Annotated in this window: 16 protein-coding genes; 14 read left to right on the forward strand and 2 right to left on the reverse strand. The window is 29.4% G+C overall.

The window, feature by feature from the left end:
- Window positions 1–221 precede the first annotated feature (221 nt).
- Window positions 222–1,400, reverse strand: a complete 1,179-nt coding sequence (locus ACZ41D_RS04880; RefSeq protein ID WP_464153115.1) for a transposase — start codon at window positions 1,398–1,400, stop codon at window positions 222–224.
- Window positions 1,401–1,742: 342 nt separating this feature from the next.
- On the opposite strand from ACZ41D_RS04880, the gene ACZ41D_RS04885 reads away from it, so the two are divergent.
- The 8 genes from ACZ41D_RS04885 (at window position 1,743) to ACZ41D_RS04920 (ending at window position 13,686) form a co-directional block, all read left to right on the forward strand.
- A complete protein-coding gene (locus tag ACZ41D_RS04885) occupies window positions 1,743–2,249 on the forward strand; it encodes a hypothetical protein (RefSeq protein ID WP_464152807.1) in 507 nt (168 codons plus the stop codon).
- 24 nt (window positions 2,250–2,273) lie between these two features.
- Window positions 2,274–2,558, forward strand: a complete 285-nt coding sequence (locus ACZ41D_RS04890; RefSeq protein WP_464152808.1) for a hypothetical protein — start codon at window positions 2,274–2,276, stop codon at window positions 2,556–2,558.
- A gap of 201 nt (window positions 2,559–2,759) precedes the next feature.
- Window positions 2,760–5,786, forward strand: coding sequence for a helicase-related protein (locus ACZ41D_RS04895; protein WP_464153116.1), 3,027 nt, complete (start codon window positions 2,760–2,762; stop codon window positions 5,784–5,786).
- Between the two features lie 8 nt (window positions 5,787–5,794).
- A complete protein-coding gene (locus ACZ41D_RS04900) occupies window positions 5,795–6,460 on the forward strand; it encodes a DUF4391 domain-containing protein (protein WP_464152809.1) in 666 nt (221 codons plus the stop codon).
- A 12-nt stretch (window positions 6,461–6,472) separates the two neighbouring features.
- Window positions 6,473–8,365: a site-specific DNA-methyltransferase gene (locus ACZ41D_RS04905; protein ID WP_464152810.1), complete on the forward strand. Its 1,893-nt coding sequence runs from the start codon at window positions 6,473–6,475 to the stop codon at window positions 8,363–8,365.
- 12 nt (window positions 8,366–8,377) lie between these two features.
- Complete coding sequence (locus ACZ41D_RS04910) at window positions 8,378–11,416, forward strand: type III restriction-modification system endonuclease (RefSeq protein ID WP_464152811.1); 3,039 nt, start codon at window positions 8,378–8,380, stop codon at window positions 11,414–11,416.
- Window positions 11,417–11,633: 217 nt separating this feature from the next.
- Window positions 11,634–13,433, forward strand: a complete 1,800-nt coding sequence (locus tag ACZ41D_RS04915; RefSeq protein ID WP_464152812.1) for a GmrSD restriction endonuclease domain-containing protein — start codon at window positions 11,634–11,636, stop codon at window positions 13,431–13,433.
- A 31-nt stretch (window positions 13,434–13,464) separates the two neighbouring features.
- The gene (locus tag ACZ41D_RS04920) at window positions 13,465–13,686 is read left to right on the forward strand and encodes a YdbC family protein (protein ID WP_464152813.1); all 222 of its coding nucleotides are present in this window, start codon (window positions 13,465–13,467) and stop codon (window positions 13,684–13,686) included.
- A 94-nt stretch (window positions 13,687–13,780) separates the two neighbouring features.
- Here ACZ41D_RS04920 and ACZ41D_RS04925 read toward each other — a convergent pair whose 3' ends face one another.
- Complete coding sequence (locus tag ACZ41D_RS04925; RefSeq protein WP_464152814.1) at window positions 13,781–14,467, reverse strand: hypothetical protein; 687 nt, start codon at window positions 14,465–14,467, stop codon at window positions 13,781–13,783.
- 119 nt (window positions 14,468–14,586) lie between these two features.
- Here ACZ41D_RS04925 and uvrC point away from each other — a divergent pair, with 119 nt between their 5' ends.
- The 6 genes from uvrC (at window position 14,587) to ACZ41D_RS04955 (ending at window position 22,941) form a co-directional block, all read left to right on the forward strand.
- Window positions 14,587–16,446, forward strand: a complete 1,860-nt coding sequence (gene uvrC, locus ACZ41D_RS04930) for an excinuclease ABC subunit UvrC (protein WP_464153117.1) — start codon at window positions 14,587–14,589, stop codon at window positions 16,444–16,446.
- A 49-nt stretch (window positions 16,447–16,495) separates the two neighbouring features.
- Window positions 16,496–17,428, forward strand: a complete 933-nt coding sequence (gene hprK, locus ACZ41D_RS04935) for an HPr(Ser) kinase/phosphatase (protein ID WP_464152815.1) — start codon at window positions 16,496–16,498, stop codon at window positions 17,426–17,428.
- A gap of 57 nt (window positions 17,429–17,485) precedes the next feature.
- Window positions 17,486–17,650, forward strand: coding sequence for a hypothetical protein (locus ACZ41D_RS04940; protein ID WP_464152816.1), 165 nt, complete (start codon window positions 17,486–17,488; stop codon window positions 17,648–17,650).
- 226 nt (window positions 17,651–17,876) lie between these two features.
- On the forward strand, window positions 17,877–21,407 hold the full coding sequence (gene nifJ / locus ACZ41D_RS04945) for a pyruvate:ferredoxin (flavodoxin) oxidoreductase (protein WP_464152817.1): 3,531 nt from the start codon (window positions 17,877–17,879) through the stop codon (window positions 21,405–21,407).
- A gap of 188 nt (window positions 21,408–21,595) precedes the next feature.
- A complete protein-coding gene (locus ACZ41D_RS04950; protein WP_464152818.1) occupies window positions 21,596–21,865 on the forward strand; it encodes an ArsR/SmtB family transcription factor in 270 nt (89 codons plus the stop codon).
- 71 nt (window positions 21,866–21,936) lie between these two features.
- Entirely contained in the window at window positions 21,937–22,941 is a 1,005-nt protein-coding gene (locus ACZ41D_RS04955; RefSeq protein ID WP_464152819.1) for a permease, read from the forward strand.
- Window positions 22,942–22,967 lie beyond the last annotated feature (26 nt).

Below are 22,967 nucleotides of genomic sequence, written 5' to 3' on the forward strand. Positions count from 1 at the left end.
ATTTAGAAAAATCAACAATTTAAAATTATGCAATTTCCTCATTTTATAATTTAAAATATTATTTTTACCCATATATAATTGAGGAAATTGCATAATTAACTTTTTTAATCAAGGTTAAAAAAGAGTATAAAGCATTAACTCATTAATAAATGAGATTTTGAAATTATTATTAATATTTTCGACAGTAAAATCCTCAATTCTTAGTATATTTATATAGTTTGTTAAGATACTTTACTTAAAGATTTCATTGTGTTTATTGCTATGGTACCTGATATTAGTGCTATGCAATTTAATATTGCGTGGACCTTGACTTTTTTAATACCTTTAGACCTTACATTATCGAGGTTTAGGTAGCATTTTAATCTACTAAAACACCTTTCTACGGAGGTTCTTTTATCATATTGCTTTTTCCAAGCATCTGTGTATCGTAAAGGATAACCATAATACCTTGGATTTTCTTTATAGTTTACTTTAAGGGTATAGCCGTAATTAGAGCTTGAGCACCAGTTCATCCCGTGTGGACAATCACACCGTCCTAGGGCATGAGGGCATCTAAATTTTAAATAATTTCCATCTTTGCCCCAGTAAACTAACTTGTAACCTCCTGAACAAATAGGATTAAAATCTTCATCTAATCCTTCAGGTGGAGCATAGCTACCCCTTGGATTGTAAGCTATTATTGGAATGCCTTGATATTCGTTGATTATGGCCTTGTAGACATAATCAAGATCATAGGCAGAATCCATAGCATAATATTTAGGTTTAAAGGTATCTTTATAGTTTTCAAAGAATTGCTTTATCAAAGGCAAAGCCATGGTACCATCATAATTGCTAGCTGGGGAGATTAGCAGATCTAGTGGCAACTCACTTTTGGAATCACAAAGAATATGGAGTTTCCAACCAAACCATCGTATGTTGTTGCAATTGGTATCTTTTTTCATTCCCCAGTTAGGATTAGTACCGTCATGAACAATGTTTTTCTTTGGCTTAGCAGCTTCAAAAGAATCCAATTTAGTTGAATCTATGGAGATATGCTCTCCGTCAATGATATCAAGTTCTTTAGTTTTAATAACTAAGTCATGAAAAATCTGTTCAAGAGATTCTGAGTTTGATAGTTTTTCAAGAAATCTACTAAAAGTGGATTCAGATGGCACCTTACCAAGTACATCAAAACCACAGCAATATCGAAGTACAGGATTTTCTTTAAGCTTGACAACTAAATCCTTAATAGTATCAATTTTTTCAACCTGCATTGCGATTAATGAATAAATTAAAACCTCAGGCTCATAACCTTTAGGACCCTTGGAATTAGAAGTTTTTCTGAGTTCGTTAGCAAGTTTAGAGACATCAATATTAGATAAAATTAATTCTAATCTAGATTGTTGCTGAAATTTAATAATTTCTTCAAAGGAAAAAAGAGATGTTTGTCAAATATACATGTTAAGTGATTTCACCCCCATCGTTTTTTGTTTTGGTATCACTTAACATATTCGATATTAATGGGGTGAAATCCTTTTTTGTTATTGTAGAAATTAGTAAAATCAACGTTTTAAAATTATGAAATTTACTCATCTAATAAATTCATTGTAGACAAAAAAGGAAAACCAATATTATTAAATAAAAACAAGTTACAAGTAAGTGAATTAAAAAATAATGTAGAGACAATAAGAAAAATACAGAAAGTATTATTATTAGATAAATATTTTGATAAATGTCCAATATGCAGAACTAAATTTAAAAATATGAAAGTATCCTTGCCATATTATATATCTAAACCTTGCACAGAAAATTTATTAGGATATATAGATGCAAATACATTATATTGTTCTAATTGTGAAGAATATTTTATGGATGTAAAAAATTATAAAGAGGTAAAGAAAGAACATATGGGGCAAGTGATCGACGTTAGAGATTTTAATAAATTTAAAAGTGCTTATATAAATAATATCGTTAGACCTGTATCGAAATATTTTACAGGAAATACTACTAAAGATATATGCAAACCTGCAGCACATAAAGTGATAAATAATATATATATAATTTTTGAGTGCCAAAAAAAGTGTTTTTGTGGTAACGATTTAGTAAGACAAGCTATTTCAATTAGAAATAAAACTAATTATAATTCTTATTTTAATTATAATGTATTGCATTGTAAAAAATGTAATCAGTATTATATTACTAATTCAGAATATAAAGACAATAAATATATTATTGGAGCAAGAATAAGATTTTTTAAACCTAAAGAATAAATATCAGTTGAAAGATTTTATTATTTGTGTAATTCAAAATATGAACAATTAAACAAAGAATCATTTTTACATATTTTAGGATACAATGTTAGTGATGAAAAACTGACTAATAAAGAACGTCTTAAAATTCTCGACTATGCCGTTATGTTATTTGGACTAACAAGGGTAGCAAGACATATTGAATATTTGATAAACGACAGGTCAAATCAGAAAAATGGTTTAAAAAGATATTCACGAGCATTAAGAATTTGGAAGCATGATTTAAATTATATTATAAATAATAACAAAATGTATTTGAGTGAATTTTAGATGAACAAGTTTAACTCATTAATTTTGCTGCTACAATATAACATATATTTTTTTATTAATAACTTCTTAATAACTCTTTCCCCTATGATCTTTTATTTTAAAATGAAGTTTTGTATTTAAAAACACAAGTTTTAATTTGAAGGGAAATGTAAATAATTGTAGAAATAAATATTATGATATTTTTTGTTAATAAAAAGGGGTGTGCATATATTGGAGATAATCGACAATGTTCAAAAACTGTTGGGAGATGACTTAAAGTCCACACTTAAAAGAGGTTCTAAAGTATCGATAGCAGCTTCTTGTTTTTCAATGTATGCTTATGAATCTTTAAAAAAAGAGTTAGAGCAGATAGACGAATTAAGATTTATTTTTAATTCTCCCACTTTCATAAAAGATAAAATAGAAAAAGAGAAAAGAGAATTTTACATACCTAAGCTCAATAGAGAAAGAAGTCTTTATGGGACAGAATTTGAGATAAGACTGAAAAATGAGCTCACTCAGAAGGCTATAGCAAAGGAATGTAGTAATTGGATAAATAAAAAAGTTACCTTTAAGTCAAATAAAACTAATGCTTTTTTTCAAGGTTTTATGAACATCAATAGTAGCGAAGAAAAAATAACATATATGCCTATACAAGGGTTTACAACAGTAGACCTTGGTTTTGAAAGAGGAAATAATTTATCAAATATGGTAAACAAATTTGATGAATACTCATTTACAAAGAAATATTTTGACCTATTTGAACAGGTATGGAATGATGATGACAAAATGGAAGATATAACATCAGAAGTAGCAGAATACATTTCTACAGTTTATAAAGAAAACCCACCAGAATTTATATATTTTGTTATATTATATAATATTTTCAATGAATTTTTAGAAGATATAAATGAAGATTTGCTACCTAATGAAGATACTGGATTTAAAGAAACTGAAATTTGGAAGAGATTATATAGCTTTCAAAAAGACGCAGTAATAGGGATAATAAACAAGCTACAAAAATACAATGGATGTATATTAGCAGATAGTGTGGGATTAGGTAAAACTTTTACTGCACTTGGTGTTATTAAATACTATGAGCTAAGAAATAAAAATGTATTGGTTTTATGCCCAAAAAAGTTATCAGAAAACTGGAACACCTATACCAAAAACTATTCAAACAATATTCTAGTAAAAGACAGATTTAACTATGATGTTCTTTACCATACAGATTTGTCTCGTGATGGAGGATATAGTAATGGCAATAATCTTGAAAGGATTAACTGGTCTAATTATGATTTACTAGTAATTGACGATATATTTAAAAGGTCACAAGCAGTTTTTAATAACTGGTCAAGGATGCCTAATAATGACCGAACTACAGAAAAACTATTAGGAATGCTTAACTTTGATTTTTTTGAACTTCTGGATAGTTTAACTATAGCACGTTCTAGAAAGCATATTCAGAAATATTACGATATAGAAGAAATAGGGAAATTTCCTAAGAGGTTAAAACCTAAATCTTACTTTTGTAATTTAACTGAACGTATAGATGTGATTAGTTATAATGGTATATTTAAGGAGCTATCAAAATTAAAATTAGCATTATATGCACCTTTTAATTATATCTTACCTAGCAAAATAACCTATTATGAAAGCATTTATGATACTGTTGTAAAGGGTGGATTAGGTAGTTTGAAGCAATCAGATAGGGAACGAAGTCTACAAACATTAATGAGAATAAACTTATTAAAAAGATTAGAAAGTTCTGTTGATGCTTTTAGAGTTACTTTATCTAAAATGTTAAATAAAATTGATAAAACTATAGATGAAATAGATAGATTTGATACTTATGTTTCTAATCAGTTTGCATCTTATCAAGAAATAAATAATATTAATCTGGATGAAGATGATTGGTTAGATGAGGAATTCAGTATAGGAAATAAAGTTAAAATTAATTTATCAGATATAGATAGAACTTCATGGCGTGAAGAATTATCTGATGACAGAGATATAATACGCTATTTACTTAGCGAAATGAATAAGGTAACTCCTGAGTATGACCAAAAGCTGTTTACATTGAAAAATATAATAAAAGAAAAAGTAACCCATCCTATAAATGGAGATAATAAAAAAATAATTATATTTACTGCTTTTTCTGATACAGCAGATTATCTATATAATGAAATTTCTCAATATGCGATGGATGAATTTAATCTTCATTCTGCAAAAGTAGTAGGAAGCGATGCAAATAAAAACACTATGAAAATAAAGAATGATCTACATACAATACTAACTTGCTTTTCTCCTATATCTAAGGAGAAAGATTTAACTATGCCTGATATCAAAGGAGAAATTGATATTTTGATAGCGACAGATTGTATTTCAGAAGGACAAAATCTTCAAGACTGTGATTTTTTAATTAATTATGACATTCACTGGAATCCTGTGAGGATAACTCAAAGATTTGGTAGAATTGATAGGATTGGGTCTAAGAACGATATTATACAATTAGTTAATTTTTGGCCTAATATGACATTAGATGAGTATATTAATTTAAGAGAAAGAGTAGAGAATAGAATGGTAATAGTTAATTTAACAACTACAGGAGATGACGATGTTCTATCAAACAAATCTACAGATTTAGAATATAGAAAGGAACAATTAAAAAAGCTACAAGAAGAGGTGCTAGATTTTGAAGATATCAATACAGGAGTATCTATTACAGACTTAGGGCTTAATGATTTTAGAATGGATTTAGTTAATTATGTAAAGGAAAATGGAGATTTAGACAATGTTCCTTTTGGTATGCACACAGTTATTAAATCAGATGTAGAAAAAGGAATATACCCAGGTGTTGTATTTATTCTCAAGAACATAAATAATGATATTGATATTAACAAGCAAAATGTATTATATCCATTTTATTTAGTATATATGAATTATGCTGGAGAAGTAATTGTCAACCATTTAAAAGTAAAAAAGATTTTAGATATACTGAGAGCAGGATGTAAAGGAAAAGATAAGCCTATCAAAGAAGTATATAGAGAATTTAATAAAGAAACAAAAGATGGCAGAAAAATGGACAAATATTCTAGATTATTAGAAGATTCTATAAGGGCTATAATTGATGTAAATATAGAATCAGACATAGACAGCTTATTTAGTGCAGGAGGTACTACTGCATTGTCAAAATCTATAAAAGGCTTAGATGATTTTGAACTAATTTCTTTTGTAGTAATTAGGTAGGTGGGGATATGCTTAATATTCCAAGTAGGGCTTTATATGATAAACGGATACCTAAAAATAAATTTTATGAAAAGATAGGTGCTAATTCAAAGCTAAAAAATAAATTTAAAGAAGAAATAGATAAAGTTTTATGGAAATATAAACTATCTAAGGATACAATAAACTTAGATCCAACCAAAGAAGTAGAAGAGATTCAAATATTTGAAGTAAGATTAAAAGTAAGAGATATTTCTATGGAGATACTGAAAAATATTGACAGAGTAATTCCTTACCCTATACTGTATATTTTAAAATATAAAAATGATGTAAAATTTGCCATAGCGTATAAAGAGAGAAATAAAACCGATGAAAATAAAATGGTCGTTCACTCATATTATCAATCAGAATGGAAAAATGAAGATGATGTAAAATTAAATATATTAGAAGGTTTAAACTTAAAATATGTGTACGAAAATATATTGAAGCAATTAATACCTAGTAAAAGTTCATCAGATGATAATGATGATAATATAGAAGATTTAATAGAATTAAATGAAATACAAAAAAAGTTAAAAAAGGAGATATTAAAACTAGAAGGGAAAATTAAAAGAGAAAAGCAATTTAATAAAAAAGTAGAGTTAAATATAAAACTTCAAAAGAAGAAAAAAGAATTAGCTAAACTCATGGAAAATTAAGGAGGTTAGAATATGGACAAGTTGAAAATGAAATCAAAGGATTTAACTAATGAGAACATAGAAAAAATAGGTGAGCTTTTTCCTAATGTAATCACAGAATCAAGAGGCGAAAATGGAAATATAATAAAAACTATAGATTTTGAATTATTAAAGCAAGAACTAAGTGATAAAATAGTTGATGATAGTAAAGAAAGATACCAATTAACATGGCCAGGGAAAAAAGAAGCAATAATTACGGCCAATACTCCTATAAATAAGACTTTAAGACCAGTAAAGGAAGATAGCCTAAATTGGGAAAACACAGAAAATCTGTACATAGAAGGCGATAATTTAGAGGTTTTAAAATTGCTTCAAGAATCTTATTTGAATAAAGTGAAGTGCATATATATAGACCCTCCATATAATACTGGTAATGATTTTATATATAGGGATAATTTTGCTCAGGATAAGGATGAATACGCAGAAGAGTCTGGACAAGTAGACGAAGAAGGAAATAGATTATTTCAAAACACAGAATACAACGGAAGATACCACAGCGATTGGCTTACTATGATGTACCCAAGACTAAAATTAGCAAGAAACTTGTTAAGTGAAGATGGAGTAATATTTATAAGTATAGACGATAATGAAGTGCATAATCTAAGGAAGATATGCGATGAAGTTTTTGGGGAGAGGAATTTGATAAATTGTTTTATTTGGAATTGTTCAACTGCTGGTGGTATACGGCCTAAATTTGCTAGTAAAACTCATGAATATTTATTGTGTTATGCTAAAAATATTGAATATGTCAATAAATTTGATGCTCCGTTATCATCTGAAGCTATAAAACAATATAATAAAAAGGATTATAGAGGTAGATATAGAGAGAAAGATTTTGTTTTTAAGAATTCATCAACTAACATTAATCAAAAATATATTATACAATGCCCAGATGGGCAAAAAGTACGCCCAAAAGATGGGTATATTTATCGTTTTATTTTTAATACATTTAAAAGAGCATTAAAAGATGATATGGTTGTATTTAAACAAACATCAAATGGTCCTCTTGTAGATGAAAAAGGTAATCAAGCTAGATGGAATATTTATATTAAAAAATATTTAGGGGATGCTACAGGAGCACCATCAACTTTAATTCCGAAAGAAATGGCCAATATTTATAATGCTGGGACTAGATGCGTACAAGATTTATTTGAAGGATACAGAGTATTTGAAAATATAAAACCTACTGATTTAATATCATATATATTACAAATTGTAAGTAATCATAATGACATCATCCTCGACTTCTTCTCCGGTTCAGCTACTACTGCCCATGCTGTTATGAAGCTTAATGCAGAAGATGGAGGTAATAGAAAATATATCATGGTTCAGCTTCCAGAACCTACAGATAAGAAATCCGAGGCATATAAAGCTGGATATAAAAATATATGTGAAATAGGCAAAGAACGTATTAGGAGAGCAGGGAAGAAAATTAAAGAAGAAACGGGAGCAGATATAGATTATGGCTTTAGAGTTTTTAAAGTAGATGAATCCAATATGAAAGATGTATATTATCTACCAGATGAGTTAGACCAGGATTTAATAGAAAGGTTAGAATCAAATATAAAAGAAGATAGAAATGGATTAGACTTGCTTACCCAAGTAATCCTTGAAGCAGGCTTAGAATTATCTTTACCAATTGAAACAAAAGATGTTGATGGAAAGGAAGTTCATTTTGTAGCAGGAAATTCTTTGATAGCTTGTTTTGACAAAAATGTAGATGAGAATTTTATTAAAAAAATAGCTAAATTAAAACCTTTGAAGGTAGTATTTAGAGATAGTTCCTTTAAATCATGCCCTGATAGAATAAATTTAGAGGAAATATTCAAAAGCATTTCTCCAAGTACAGACATTAAGGTTTTATAAGAGGTGATTTAGATGAAAATAAAATTTAAAGAACAAAAATTTCAATTAGATGCAGTTCAGTCTGTAGTAGATTGCTTTAAAGGACAAGTAAACCAATCATCTAAATTTAACTTAGATAGAGGAAGAACAAAAAATGATTTAGAAGGTCAAACTTATTTATTAATTGAGAAAGGTTTTAGAAATAAACCAATAGGAATAGCTGAAGAAGATATACTTGAAAACATTAAGCAAGTTCAGCTGAGAAATGGATTAAAACCATCTCAAAAATTAGAAGGAAAATATAATTTGACCATAGAAATGGAAACTGGAACTGGGAAAACTTATACATATATAAGGACTATGTATGAGCTATATAAAACATATGGATGGAGTAAATATATTATAGTAGTACCTTCTATTGCTATCAGAGAAGGAGTGTATAAATCCTTTCAAATGACAGAAGAGCATTTTATGAATTTATATGGAAGTAAAGTTAGATATTTTATATATAATTCTAAACAGCTGCATAAAATTGACCAATTTGCATCTGACTCAGGTATCAATGTTATGATAATCAATTCTCAAGCTTTTAATGCTAGAGGAAAAGATGCTAGAAGGATATACATGGAGTTAGATGATTTTGGGACAAGGAAACCTATTGATGTTATAGCACAAACCAATCCTATACTTATTATTGATGAACCCCAATCTGTGGAAGGTAAAAAGACTAAAGAAGCCTTAAAATTATTTAAACCTTTATTTACATTGAGGTATTCAGCTACACATAAAGAAGAATTCAATAAAATCTACAGGCTAGATGCATTAGATGCTTATAATAAAAAACTAGTAAAGAAAATCAGGGTAAAAGGTATAACAACAAAAGGCTCTACTGGGACAAGTGAGTACATTTATTTTGAAGGTATAGATTTAAGTGAAAAGAATAAACCAGTTGCTAGAATAGAGTTCGAAGTAAAGCAAAAATCAGCTATAAAAAGAATAGTGAGAAATGTTGACGAAGGATTTGATTTATATACACATTCAAATTATATGGAACAATACAAAGGATATAGAGTATCAGAGATCAATGGTTATAAAAATTCTATAAGTTTCACTAATGGAGTTACTTTATATGCAGGAGAGGTACAGGGAGATGTTAGTGAGATAAATTTGCGAAGAATACAAATAAGAGAGACAATTAAATCCCATTTTGAAAAGGAGAAGGCTTTATATAATAAAGGCATAAAGGTATTGTCTTTATTTTTCATAGATGAAGTAGCAAAGTATAGACAGTATGATGAAGATGGCAATCAAATTAATGGTGAGTATGGAAAGATATTTGAAGAAGAATATATAAATGTACTTAATGAATACATAACTTTATTTGATGAACCTTATGTAAAATACTTAAAAAGTATAAATGTTAAAGATACTCATGATGGATATTTTTCTGTAGATAAAAAAGGCAGAATGGTAGATCCTAAAGTTAAAGGAAAGGAAAAGATATCTGATGACGAATCAGCTTATGATTTAATAATGAAAAATAAGGAAAGATTATTAAGCTTTAATGAACCTGTTAGGTTTATTTTTTCGCATTCTGCGTTAAGAGAAGGTTGGGATAACCCTAATGTATTTCAAATTTGTACATTAAAGCATAGCGATTCTACAGTTAGAAAAAGACAAGAAGTTGGTAGAGGACTTAGACTTTGTGTAGATCAAAATGGAAACAGAATAGATTCAGAAACACCTGGAATAGATGTTCACAATATAAACGTTTTAACAGTAGTAGCTTCTGAATCTTATGAATCCTTTGCTAAAAAACTACAATCAGAAATTGCTGAGACTTTATCAGACAGACCTAGAAAAGCAAATGTAGAGTTTTTCATAAACAATGTTATTAAAAATGCTAGAGGAGAAGAGTTATTTATAGATAAAAACTTAGCAAATACTCTTCATCGCTCATTTATAAGAAATTATTATGTAGATGATAATGATAATTTAACTGATAAATATTATGATGGCTTAGAAAAAGGTAATCTAGAATTACCAGATGAATTTAAGGACTTTAAAGAAGGGGTAATTCAATTAGTGGGGAAAATTTATAGTGAAGTGGCTACTCCACTTGTAGAAAATGGAAACAAACAAAATATCAATGTGTTAGAGATTAATAAGAACTTTAAGAAGAAAGAGTTTCAAGAGCTATGGAAAAGGATTAATATTAAAACTACATATTATGTAGACTTTGATACTGATGAACTAATTAAAAACTGTGCTACTGCATTAGATAAAGATTTAAAAGTATCTGATTTAACTTATCAAATAAAGGTTGGAGAGCTAGAGTCTATATCTTCTAAAGAAGAATTAGAAAAAGGAGAGTCATTTAAGATAAAAGAATCTGAAACAGATAAAGATTATTCAAAAATTACAACTACTATAAAGTATGACTTGATAGGAAAGTTAGTTGATGATACTAATCTTACAAGAAATACTATAGTACAAATATTAAAGACAATAAAACCAAGTACATTCTATTTGTTTAGAAAGAATCCAGAAGAATTTATATTGAAATCTTCAAGGATAATAAATGAACAAAAAGCTAGCATGATAATTGAACATATTGCTTATAATCCTATTGATGAGGTATTTAATGAAAATATATTTACCAATAACAATTTAAGAGGTACTTTAGGAGTAGACGCTATAGAAGTAAAGAAGCATATTTATGATTATGTAATTACTGATTCTAATGTAGAAAAGGAATTTGCTGAAGCACTTGATGCTAGTAAAGAGGTTTGTGTATATGCTAAATTACCAAATGGGTTTTTTATACCAACTCCTGTTGGAAATTACAATCCAGACTGGGCAATAGTATTTAACGAAGGAAAGGTAAGGCATATTTATTTTATTGCAGAAACAAAAGGAATGCTTGATTCTTTAAAACTTCGTACAGATGATATTGAAAAAGCAAAAATTCATTGTGCAAAAGAACATTTTAAGAAAATAAGTAATGACACAGTAAAATATGAAGCTGTTGGAAGTTATGAAAAGCTGATGGAAATTGTTATAGGGAGATAAAATGAGGAATGCTTAGTTAAATCATAATAATTAATTGGTTCAGAACGTGAGTTTTCTTGCTATGGAGTTGGATTTAAGGAAAGTGAATATATAAGATGTCCTGTGGATTGCACTAAATTTTTAGGTTTAAAAGAAGATGATGACCAAAATGATAATGAGTTATTATAAATGGAGTAATGTAGTCATGGATAAACAATAACTACATAGGGGTGATAGTATGGGTGCTTTTAGTACATTTGAAACTCAAGAACCAACATTGAGAGATTTATTATTAAGAATACAAAGTGGAGAGATTCAATTGCCTGATTTTCAAAGAGGCTGGGTTTGGGATGATAATCATATTAGAAGTCTTTTAGCAAGTATAACATTATCATATCCTATTGGAGCGTTAATGATTTTAGAAACAGGTGGAGATAATGTTAGATTTAAAACAAGACCTATTGAAGGTGTTAAGGGTCAATTAAATATTGAACCTAAAGAATTAGTATTAGATGGTCAACAACGTTTAACTTCATTATATTTAACGTTAGTGAATAAAGATCCAGTTTCTACAGTGACAGCTAAGAAGGAGAATATAAAAAGATATTATTATTTAGATATGAAAAAATGTTTAGATACTAAGGCAGACAGATTAGATGCCATAATTTCTGTCCCTGAGAACAAGAAAATAACAAGTAATTTTGGTAGAAAGATAGAGCTGGATTTAAGTACTTCTGAATTAGAGTTTAAAAATAATATGTTTCCTCTTAATATTATATATGATTTACCAAAATATTATGATTGGATGGATAAATATAGAGAATATTATAACCATTCACAAGAAATTTCAATATTTTTATCCAAATTTGCTCAAGATATTTTTCTTGTATTCCAGCAATATAAAGTGCCAGTTATTAGATTGACAAAGGAAACACCAAAAGAAGCAGTGTGTCAAGTATTTGAGAATGTTAATACAGGGGGAATTTCATTAACGGTATTTGAGCTTGTTACAGCTACTTTTGCAGCAGATGATTTTCAATTAAGGCAAGACTGGGAAAAAAGAAAAGCATTGCTTAATGAATATAATGTTTTAAGAGAAATAGATGAAAGTGCTTTTTTGACATCAATTACACTTCTTGCTTCATTTAAAAGCTATATTAATAATGGTTCTGCAGTTAGTTGCAAAAGAAAAGATGTACTAAAATTGACACTTAAAGAATACAAAGAGAATGTAGAAGAAATAATGAGGGGATATTTTAAGTCAGCTAAGTTATTAATGAGAGAACATATTTTTTCTAGTAAGGATTTACCTTATAAAACTCAATTGATACCCCTATCTACTATTTGTGCATTTTTAGGCGATGATTTTGAAAATGATTATGTAAAACAGAAGATTATTAAATGGTATTGGTGTGGTGTTTTAGGAGAAATGTATGGAGGAGCTAATGAAACAAGATATGCTTTGGATATTTTAGGTGTAATTAATTGGATAGAAGGAGGAGATGAGCCGGCGACGGTTAGAGATGCTACTTTTTCTCCTATGCGATTATTAACTCTTCAAACTAGATTGAGTGCTGCATATAAAGGTATCATGGCACTTATGATGAAAAAGGGAGGAAATGATTTTATTAATGGTGATGAGATAGAGATAACTAATTATTTTGGCGATAATATTGACATACATCACATTTTCCCTAGAAAGTATTGTATTGATATGAAATATAATAAACAAAAATGGAATTCTATAATAAATAAAGCCCCACTATCTTATAGAACTAATAGAATACTAGGAGGTAGTAAACCTAGTAAATATATTTCAGTTATTGAAGAACGCTATAAAGTAAGATCAGAAGATTTAGATAGATATTTAGAAAGTCATTTAATTAATCCTAAATTGATTAGAGAAGATAAGTTTGATGAATTTATTATAAATAGAGCGATTAAAATCTTAGAGTTAATTGAACAAGCTATGGGCAAAAGAGTTCAAGGAAGAGATTCAGATGAAGTAGTTAGTGCTTTTGGAGGTAAATTGATATAAACAAAATAATTAATACAAGGAGGTACATAACATGGCACAAATTAAATACGAAATCATTAAAAATATAGGCACTATTTCAGAATCATCAAAAGGTTGGACAAAGGAACTTAATCTTATTAGTTGGAACGAAAGACCACCAAAATATGATTTAAGAGATTGGGCTCCTGAACATGAAAAAATGGGGAAAGGAATTACATTGACTACTGAGGAATTAAGGAAATTAAGGGAAATACTAAATAATATAGATCTATAAATGCAAGCTAGAACATAGTAAGCCGTCAGTAATTGAAAATTTAGTGTTTTAATTACTGACGGCTTAATTTTCATAGGTAAAATGTACTGAAATTTTATATATATTTTCTTATCTTAATTTTCTTCTCTTTCAATATAAACATTATCTGAGCCATTTTTTCTTTGTCCGTTGGAACTACAATTTTACCGCTTTCCATAGACATATACAGTTCTATTTTGTCTCCATAGGGGATATACCCATCAAAATTTTCATATATATAATAACCTGAATCATTATGAATGTATAATCCTTGCCCCATAGGTATTTCTATTCTCATATCAAATCCTGTTACCAAGATTCCTTTATCTAAAAAATATATCTTCATACTTCTACTAGATATACGAAGAAGCAATTCAACAATTCCTATGGACATAATAAATAGTGTTATTCTTGAAAAATTTAAATATGATAAACTAAGTGCTCTGATTACAGGAGCAAAATATATTAATGCTACAAACACGTAAAACCAAAGTTTTTCTTTTAATAAGAATTTATCACATTTCGTTATTAAAAATACTTTACTGTTATTCAATACCTTTTTATTGAAATAATATCTTAATAATGACTGAAAAAAAGCAAAAAATATTAATGCTATAGTGAAAATTAAAGGGTAAAATACATTAATTATTATTTCATTACTATAAATAACCATCAATGGATTTACTATATAAGAAATAATAGATAAAAAAGCCAATGTTGCAAAAAAAGATATAAAAAAAGATACTGATTTCTTAACTGGCAATGCAAACAGCCTCCTTTTAAAGCCAATTTTTGTTTGACTATATACATTATATAGGAATTTTAAAATATGTTCAATTATGATAGTATAATTATATATTATTAATAAGTTAGGTGATAGAAGTGTTTAACATCGAAGAAGAGCTAAAAAAGCTTCCAGATAAGCCTGGAGTATACTTGATGAAGGATGATAGAGGACAGATAATATATGTTGGTAAAGCTATATCACTAAAGAAAAGAGTTAGGCAATATTTTCAGTCTTCTAGAAATAATACTCCTAAAGTTAATGCTATGGTTAAGAAAATAAAAGAATTTGAATACATTATTACCGACAATGAAGTAGAGGCACTAATATTAGAATCAAATCTTATAAAGAAACACAAACCAAAGTATAACATATTGCTAAGAGATGATAAGCAGTATCCTTATATTAAAATAACAACAAATGAAAAGTATCCAAGGGTTATTAAAGTAAGGAAAATATTAAAGGATGGAGCAAAATATTTTGGGCCTTATACTAGTGCTGGAGCAGTTAATGATACATTAGAAATAATCAAAGGCTTATATCCTATAAGAAGCTGCAAAAAGAATTTTAACAAAAGGACTTCAAATGAAAGACCATGTTTAAATTATTTTATAGGTAAATGTTTAGCCCCTTGCCAAGGAAATGTAGATGAAGATAAGTACAATGAAATGGTCGAAGAAATAATAATGTTTTTAAATGGTAAAGAGCATAAGTTAATTGAAATTATGGAAGAAAAAATGAAGAAGGCTTCTAAAGAACTAGATTTCGAATCTGCAGCAAAGTATAGAGATCAAATTAATTCTTTAAGATTAATACTAGAGAAACAAAAAATAGTATCTACAAATGTAATAGACCAAGATATTATTGGAATTGCAAGGGGTACTGAAGAAGCCTGTGTTCAAGTTTTTTATGTGAGAGCAGGAAAGATTATGGGCAGAGACCACTTTATATTAGAGGACAATTTGGAAGTTGATAGAAAAGAGGTCTTAAGTTCTTTTATTAAGCAATTTTATTTAGGTTCAGCATATATTCCCAGGGAAATACTCGTAGAGTCTGATTTTGAAGATAGAGAGTCTATAAGTAAATGGCTTACAGAAAAGAGGGGGACTAAAGTTTATATTAAAGTACCAAAAAGAGGAGATAAAAGTGAACTTATTAACATGGTAAGAGAAAATGCTGTTAATATGTTAAAACAACATAATAGTAGAATAAAAAGTAAGACAGATGAAGGAATAGCATGTATAAAAGAACTTGCTGAATATATTGGTCTTAACAAAATACCAAGAAGGATTGAAGCTTTTGATATCTCCAATATACAAGGAATGGAATCTGTTGGTTCTATGGTAGTGTTTGAAAATGGGGTACCTAAGAAAAGTGATTATAGAAGATTTAAGATAAAAACTATAATTGGTGCAGATGACTATGGAAGTATGAAAGAGATACTGATAAGGAGATTTGAAAGAGGATTAAAGGAAAAAGCTATGCTTGTCGAAAATAAAGTTGGGGTAGAAAGCTTTTCAGTATTTCCTGATTTGATAATGATGGATGGAGGAAAGGGACAGGTTAATATAGCAAAAGCTGTACTTGAATCGTTTAACATACAAATTCCTGTATGTGGAATAGTAAAGGATGATTTTCATAGAACAAGAGCAATTATTTTTATGAATAAGGAAATACAGTTGCCAAGAAATAGTCAGAGTTTTAAACTAATAACAAGAATACAAGATGAAGCTCACAGATTTGCTATAACTTATCATAGAAGTTTAAGAGATAAGAAGGTATTTAAATCTGTTTTAGACGATATAAAAGGGATTGGTGATAAAAGAAAAAAAGCTTTACTAAGTACTTTTGGCTCTATTGAAAAAATAAGTGAGGCTTCGATTGATGAGCTTAGTAAAGTAGATGGAATGAATAAAAAAGCTGCTGAAGCAGTATATAATTTTTTTAGAAGCAAGTAAGTTAATAGTGCAGGGGAGATATTGTGGGAAAAATGAGAGGAGGAAACTAATGGCAAAATTAACTATGGATGAACTTATAGATGATTTGAATCTAGAAGTTATATATAAAAAAGAAAATATTGAATTAAAAAAAATTGATGTTAATAGACCTGGATTGCAGTTAGCTGGGTATTTCAAACATTTTGCTAATGAAAGATTTCAGATAATTGGAAGTACCGAATGGAGTTATCTATCAGACCTTGAACCTAGTGTTATGAAAGAAAGATTGTGTAAATATTTTAGTTATAATATGCCAGCAGTAATTATTACTAGAGGTCAAAAGATATTCCCTGAGATGATAGAGGCAGCTAAACTTTATGGGAGAACTATATTACGTACTCAAATGGTTACTACAAAATTTATAAATGCTTTGACTAATTATATTGATGATAAATTTGCACCTGAAATAACTGTGCATGGAGTACTTGTTGAAACTTATGGTATGGGTGTATTACTTTTAGGCAAAAGTGGTGTAGGAAAAAGTGAGGCAGCTCTTGAACTGATAAAGAGAGGACATCGGTTGGTATCTGATGACGCTGTTTTAATCAGAAAAGGAGAAGATGGTACATTAAAGGGAAGTGCTCCTGAACTTATCAGACATTTTATGGAGATAAGAGGCATAGGAATTATAGATATTGAAAGACTCTATGGTGTTGGAGCTGTTAAACAATGGGAATTTATTAATCTTGTTATTGAATTAGAGCTTTGGGATGAAACTAAGGAATATGATAGGGTAGGATTAGATGAAGATTATTTAGAAATTTTAGGTGTAAAAGTACCTAAATTAGTTATACCTGTTAGACCAGGAAGAAATTTAGCGATGATAATAGAAGTAGCTGCAAGGAATAACAGGCAAAAACTATTAGGGTATAATGCTGCAGAAGAATTAAATAAAAAGCTAATTGAACATTTTGAGCAAAAAAGAGATATGAAAGAAAGTTAGCATGTCTGTTACTATATAGAAAACCACTTCATATATTATATTAAGTGAGGTGGTTATGTGAATCATATTATAAAAAATGAAATTGGTATAGCTATTCTTTTAAAAGAATTTTGTGATTTATGTCCAGAAAAAGATAATTGTAGTGATTGGCAGCAATGTAATGCAGTAAAGTTTGCTCAATATATTATTGATGAAGGTTTTGAAAAATCAATAAGTTGTTGAAAAAAGATATGTCGACTAATTGAAGAAAATCATTTGTTTTTAATTTAAGTAAATTGCATAATAAAATATTTTATTATGCAATTTACTAATTTTATTTTGCATATTTCTAAAAGTAAAGTATTTTTTTATAACATTAGCTTATAATGTTGACTTTATTACGATAGTTTACTATACTTTAATTGTGATATTTTCTTCAATGATAAAATTTAATCAAGGGGGTTTATAAATGGCAAAAGTAATGAAAACCATGGACGGAAATACTGCAGCTGCATATGTTGCATATGCATTTACTGACGTAGCTGCCATATACCCAATTACTCCATCGTCTCCTATGGCTGAATTGATCGATGATTGGGCGGCCCATGGAAAAAAGAATATTTTTGGTCAAACAGTTCAAGTTACAGAATTACAATCAGAGGCAGGTGCTTCGGGTGCTGTACATGGATCTTTATCAGCAGGAGCATTAACAACTACCTTTACGGCTTCACAAGGGTTATTGCTTATGATTCCTAATATGTACAAAATTGCAGGGGAATTGTTACCTGGAGTATTTCATGTAAGTGCTCGTGCGGTTGCAAGCCATGCTCTTTCTATTTTTGGAGATCATTCCGATGTTATGGCAACAAGACAAACTGGATTTGCACTTCTTGCATCAGGTAGTGTACAAGAAGTAATGGATTTAGGAAGTGTGGCTCATTTAAGTGCTATTAAAGGCAGAGTTCCATTTGTTCATTTCTTTGATGGATTTAGAACATCACATGAGATTCAAAAAATTGAAGTTATTGACTATGATGATGTAAAGAAACTTGTTGATTTTGAAGCAGTTAAAGCATTTAGAAATAATGCTTTAAATCCTGAGAATCCAAGAACTAAGGGAACTGCACAAAATCCAGATATTTTCTTCCAAGCTAGAGAATCATGTAATAAATATTATGAAGCTATACCTGATATAGTTGCTGATTATATGAAAGAAATTAGCAAGCTAACAGGTAGAGAATACAAGCCATTTAATTACTATGGTGCTGAAGATGCAGAATATGTAATAGTAGCTATGGGTTCAGTAACAGAAACAATAGAGGAAACTATTGATTACTTATTAGCAAAAGGAGAAAAGGTTGGAGTTATTAAAGTACATCTATACAGACCTTTCTCAGCAAAATACTTCTTTGACGTTCTTCCTAAGACAGTGAAGAGAATAGCTGTATTAGATAGAACAAAAGAACCTGGCGCATTAGGTGAACCACTTTACCAAGATGTACGTACTTTATTATATGAAAAAGAAAATGCTCCATTAGTTGTTGGTGGAAGATATGGATTAGGTTCAAAAGATACTACTCCTTCACAAATTAAGGCTGTGTTTGATAATTTAAAGGCTGAAAAACCAAAGAATAACTTTACTATAGGTATAGTTGATGATGTTACATTTACTTCATTAGAGGTAAAAGAAGAGATTAATACTGCACCAGAAGGTACTATTAGATGTAAATTCTGGGGATTAGGTTCAGACGGTACAGTTGGAGCTAATAAGAGTGCTATTAAGATTATTGGTGACAATACAGATATGTATGCTCAAGGTTATTTTGCATATGATAGTAAGAAGTCTGGTGGAGTTACAATATCACACTTAAGATTTGGAAATAAACCTATTAAATCAACATATCTAATACATGAAGCTGATTTTATATCATGTTCAAAACAATCATATGTTCATCAATATGATTTATTGGATGGTTTAAAAGATGGAGGTAAGTTCTTACTTAATACTAATTGGTCAGTTGAAGAATTAGATAGTAAATTGCCAGCATCACTTAAGAAATATATAGCCGAACATAATATTGAAATGTATACTATTGATGCTACCCATATAGCAAGTGAAATTGGGTTAGGCAATAGAACAAATATGATTATGCAAGCTGCATTCTTTAAACTTGCTAATGTTATACCTATTGATGATGCAGTTAAGTACTTAAAAGATGCCATAGTTAAGTCTTATGGTAAGAAGGGCGACAATGTTGTGAGAATGAACTATGAAGCTGTTGATAAAGGTATGGAAAAGTTGGTTAAAGTTGAAGTTCCAGCTTCTTGGAAAGACGCAGTTGACGATGTCAAAGAGGAAGCTAAAGATGAGCCAGATTTCATTAAAAATGTTTTAAGGCCTATGAATAGACAAGAAGGAGACAAGTTACCGGTAAGTACATTTGTTGGAAGAGAAGACGGAAGTTTCCCAAATGGGACTGCAGCATATGAAAAGCGTGGCATAGCAGTAAATGTTCCTGAATGGCAGATAGACAACTGTATACAATGTAATCAATGTTCATTTGTTTGTCCACATGCAGCTATAAGACCAATATTATTAAACGAAGAAGAAGTAAAGAATGCTCCAGAATCATTTGAAACTAAGAAAGCTATAGGAAAAGGACTTGAAGGATTACAATACCGCATTCAAGTTAGTACATTAGATTGTACTGGATGTGGAAACTGTGCTGATATTTGTCCAGCAAAAGAAAAAGCACTTATTATGAAACCATTAGAAACTCAAGTAGAAAAAGAAGTGCCAAATTGGGATTATGCAATGACTGTATCAGTTAAAGATAATTTAATGGATAAGAAAAGTGTTAAGGGCAGTCAATTTGCACAACCATTGCTTGAATTCTCAGGTGCATGTGCAGGATGTGGAGAAACTCCTTATGCTAAGGTTATTACTCAATTATTTGGAGATAGAATGATTATAGCCAATGCTACTGGATGTTCATCAATCTGGGGAGGATCAGCACCTTCAACTCCATATTGTAAGAATGCAGAAGGAAAAGGACCTGCTTGGGCTAACTCATTATTTGAAGACAATGCTGAATATGGATATGGAATGGCAATAGCTGTTAAGAAGATGAGAAATAAACTTGAAGATTTGATGAAAGAATTAGTTACTTTAGATATACCAGCTGAAGCTAAGGAAGCATTTAATGCTTGGTTAGAAGGCAAAGATGATGCAGATGCTTCTAAGAAAGCTACTTTAAAAATACTTCCATTGTTAAATAACAACGATATAACAGATGAAAGAGCAAAGAAATTAATTGCTGAAATTGACGAATTAAAAGATTACTTAATTAAAAAATCTGTTTGGATTATCGGTGGAGACGGCTGGGCTTATGACATAGGTTACGGTGGATTAGACCACGTAATAGCTTCTGGTGAAAATGTAAATATCTTAGTATTTGATACTGAAGTATATTCAAATACTGGTGGTCAGTCATCAAAAGCTACACCAACTGCTGCAGTAGCTAAGTTTGCTGCTTCAGGTAAGAAGGTTAAGAAGAAAGACTTAGGTATGATAGCTACTACTTATGGTTATGTATATGTAGCTCAAGTAGCTATGGGAGCAAATAAGAATCAATTTATGAAAGCTATTGTTGAAGCTGAAAGCTATGATGGTCCATCACTAATTATTGCTTATGCACCATGTATTAACCATGGTATTAAAGCTGGAATGGGTCATTCTCAATTACAAGAAAAGAAAGCTGTTGAAGCTGGATATTGGCATCTATATAGATATAATCCACTTCTTAAAGAAGAAGGCAAGAATCCATTCATACTTGATTCTAAAGAGCCTACAGCTTCATTTAGAGAATTCCTTGAAAGTGAAGTAAGATATACATCACTTATGAAGACGTTCCCTGAAATAGCTGAACAGCTATTTGCTAAGGCAGAAAAAGATGCTAAGGAAAGATATGAAACATATAAGAAAATGGCCGAAAAATAATATAATATAATATAAAATATTATAAGCTGCAGCTTAAAAAACAAGGGAATTTTTCCCTTGTTTTTTTTAAAATATATATTGACATTTATCTATGTCTAGGTATATACTATATATAGATAAATTTCTATATAGATATATATCTATATAGAAATTTATCTATATACAAACTGCTTTATGGAGGTGATATAATGGATAGAGATTATAAAAAATATGCCTCGTACTTAAAAGTATTGGGAGATGAAACAAGATTAAGAATATTCCACATGCTCTCTAAAGGAGAACTTTGTGCTTGTAATATTCTTGAACAATTTAACATTACTCAGCCTACGCTATCTTATCATATGAAAATATTGTGTGATAGTGGGCTTGTAAACAGTAGGAAAGATGGAGTATGGATGAAGTATTCAATTAATAGGGATTCTTTGGATTCATTGAATAACTTTTTTAGTTCAATATAGAAGTTGATATAAAAGACATACAAATATAGTCTATTTAAAAGATGCAATAATAAAATAAGGAGATGATTGTTATGATTATATTTAAATGGTTAAATAACCAGTTACTTAAGATGGAATGGCTTAGTAACTTAGTTAAATCATTAGTTGAAAATATATTTAAATTAGATGTAAGTACGAGGATGGGTGGAAGTATTCATTTTTTTATTTATGATGTGATTAAAATATTTATACTGCTTTCTGTTTTAATATTTGGTATTTCATATATACAAAGTTTCTTTCCTCCTGAAAGAACTAGAAAGATTTTAGGTAGATTTAATGGAATTACAGCTAATACTTTGTCTGCATTGCTTGGTACTGTAACACCATTTTGTTCATGTTCATCAATACCATTATTTATAGGATTTACTAGCGCAGGGTTGCCAATAGGTACTACATTTTCATTTTTAATTTCTTCGCCTCTTGTAGATTTAGCATCGGTTATTTTGCTAGCAAGTATATTCAACTGGAAAACAGCTATAGCGTATGTAATTGTTGGACTTATCCTTGCTGTTATCGGAGGAACCATCATTAGTAAACTAAAGCTTGAAAAATATGTAGAATCATTTGTTTACGGTAATAAGGTTCTTGATACTGAGGAAGATGAATTGACTACTCGTGATCGATTAGATTTTGCTAAAAATCAAGTACTAGATATAATAAAAAGAGTATGGCTATATATTTTAATTGGTGTAGGAATAGGAGCTACTATACACAACTACATTCCACAATCAATTATTTCTGCAATACTTGGTCAAGATAAATGGTATTCAGTTCTTATAGCTACATTTGTAGGTATACCAATGTATGCGGATATATTTGGGACATTACCTATTGCAGAAGCACTTATTTCGAAAGGAGTGGGACTTGGAACAGCGTTATCTTTTATGATGGGTGTAACAGCTCTTTCATTACCATCAATGATTATGTTGAAACAAGTTGTTAAACCAAAACTATTATTCATATTCATAGGTATTGTTACTATAGGAATTATTATTATAGGTTATGCGTTTAATGCCTTTGGATATCTTTTTATGTAAATAAATGAACTTTTAGACCTTGTTAA

Source organism: Brassicibacter thermophilus (genome assembly GCF_055378355.1).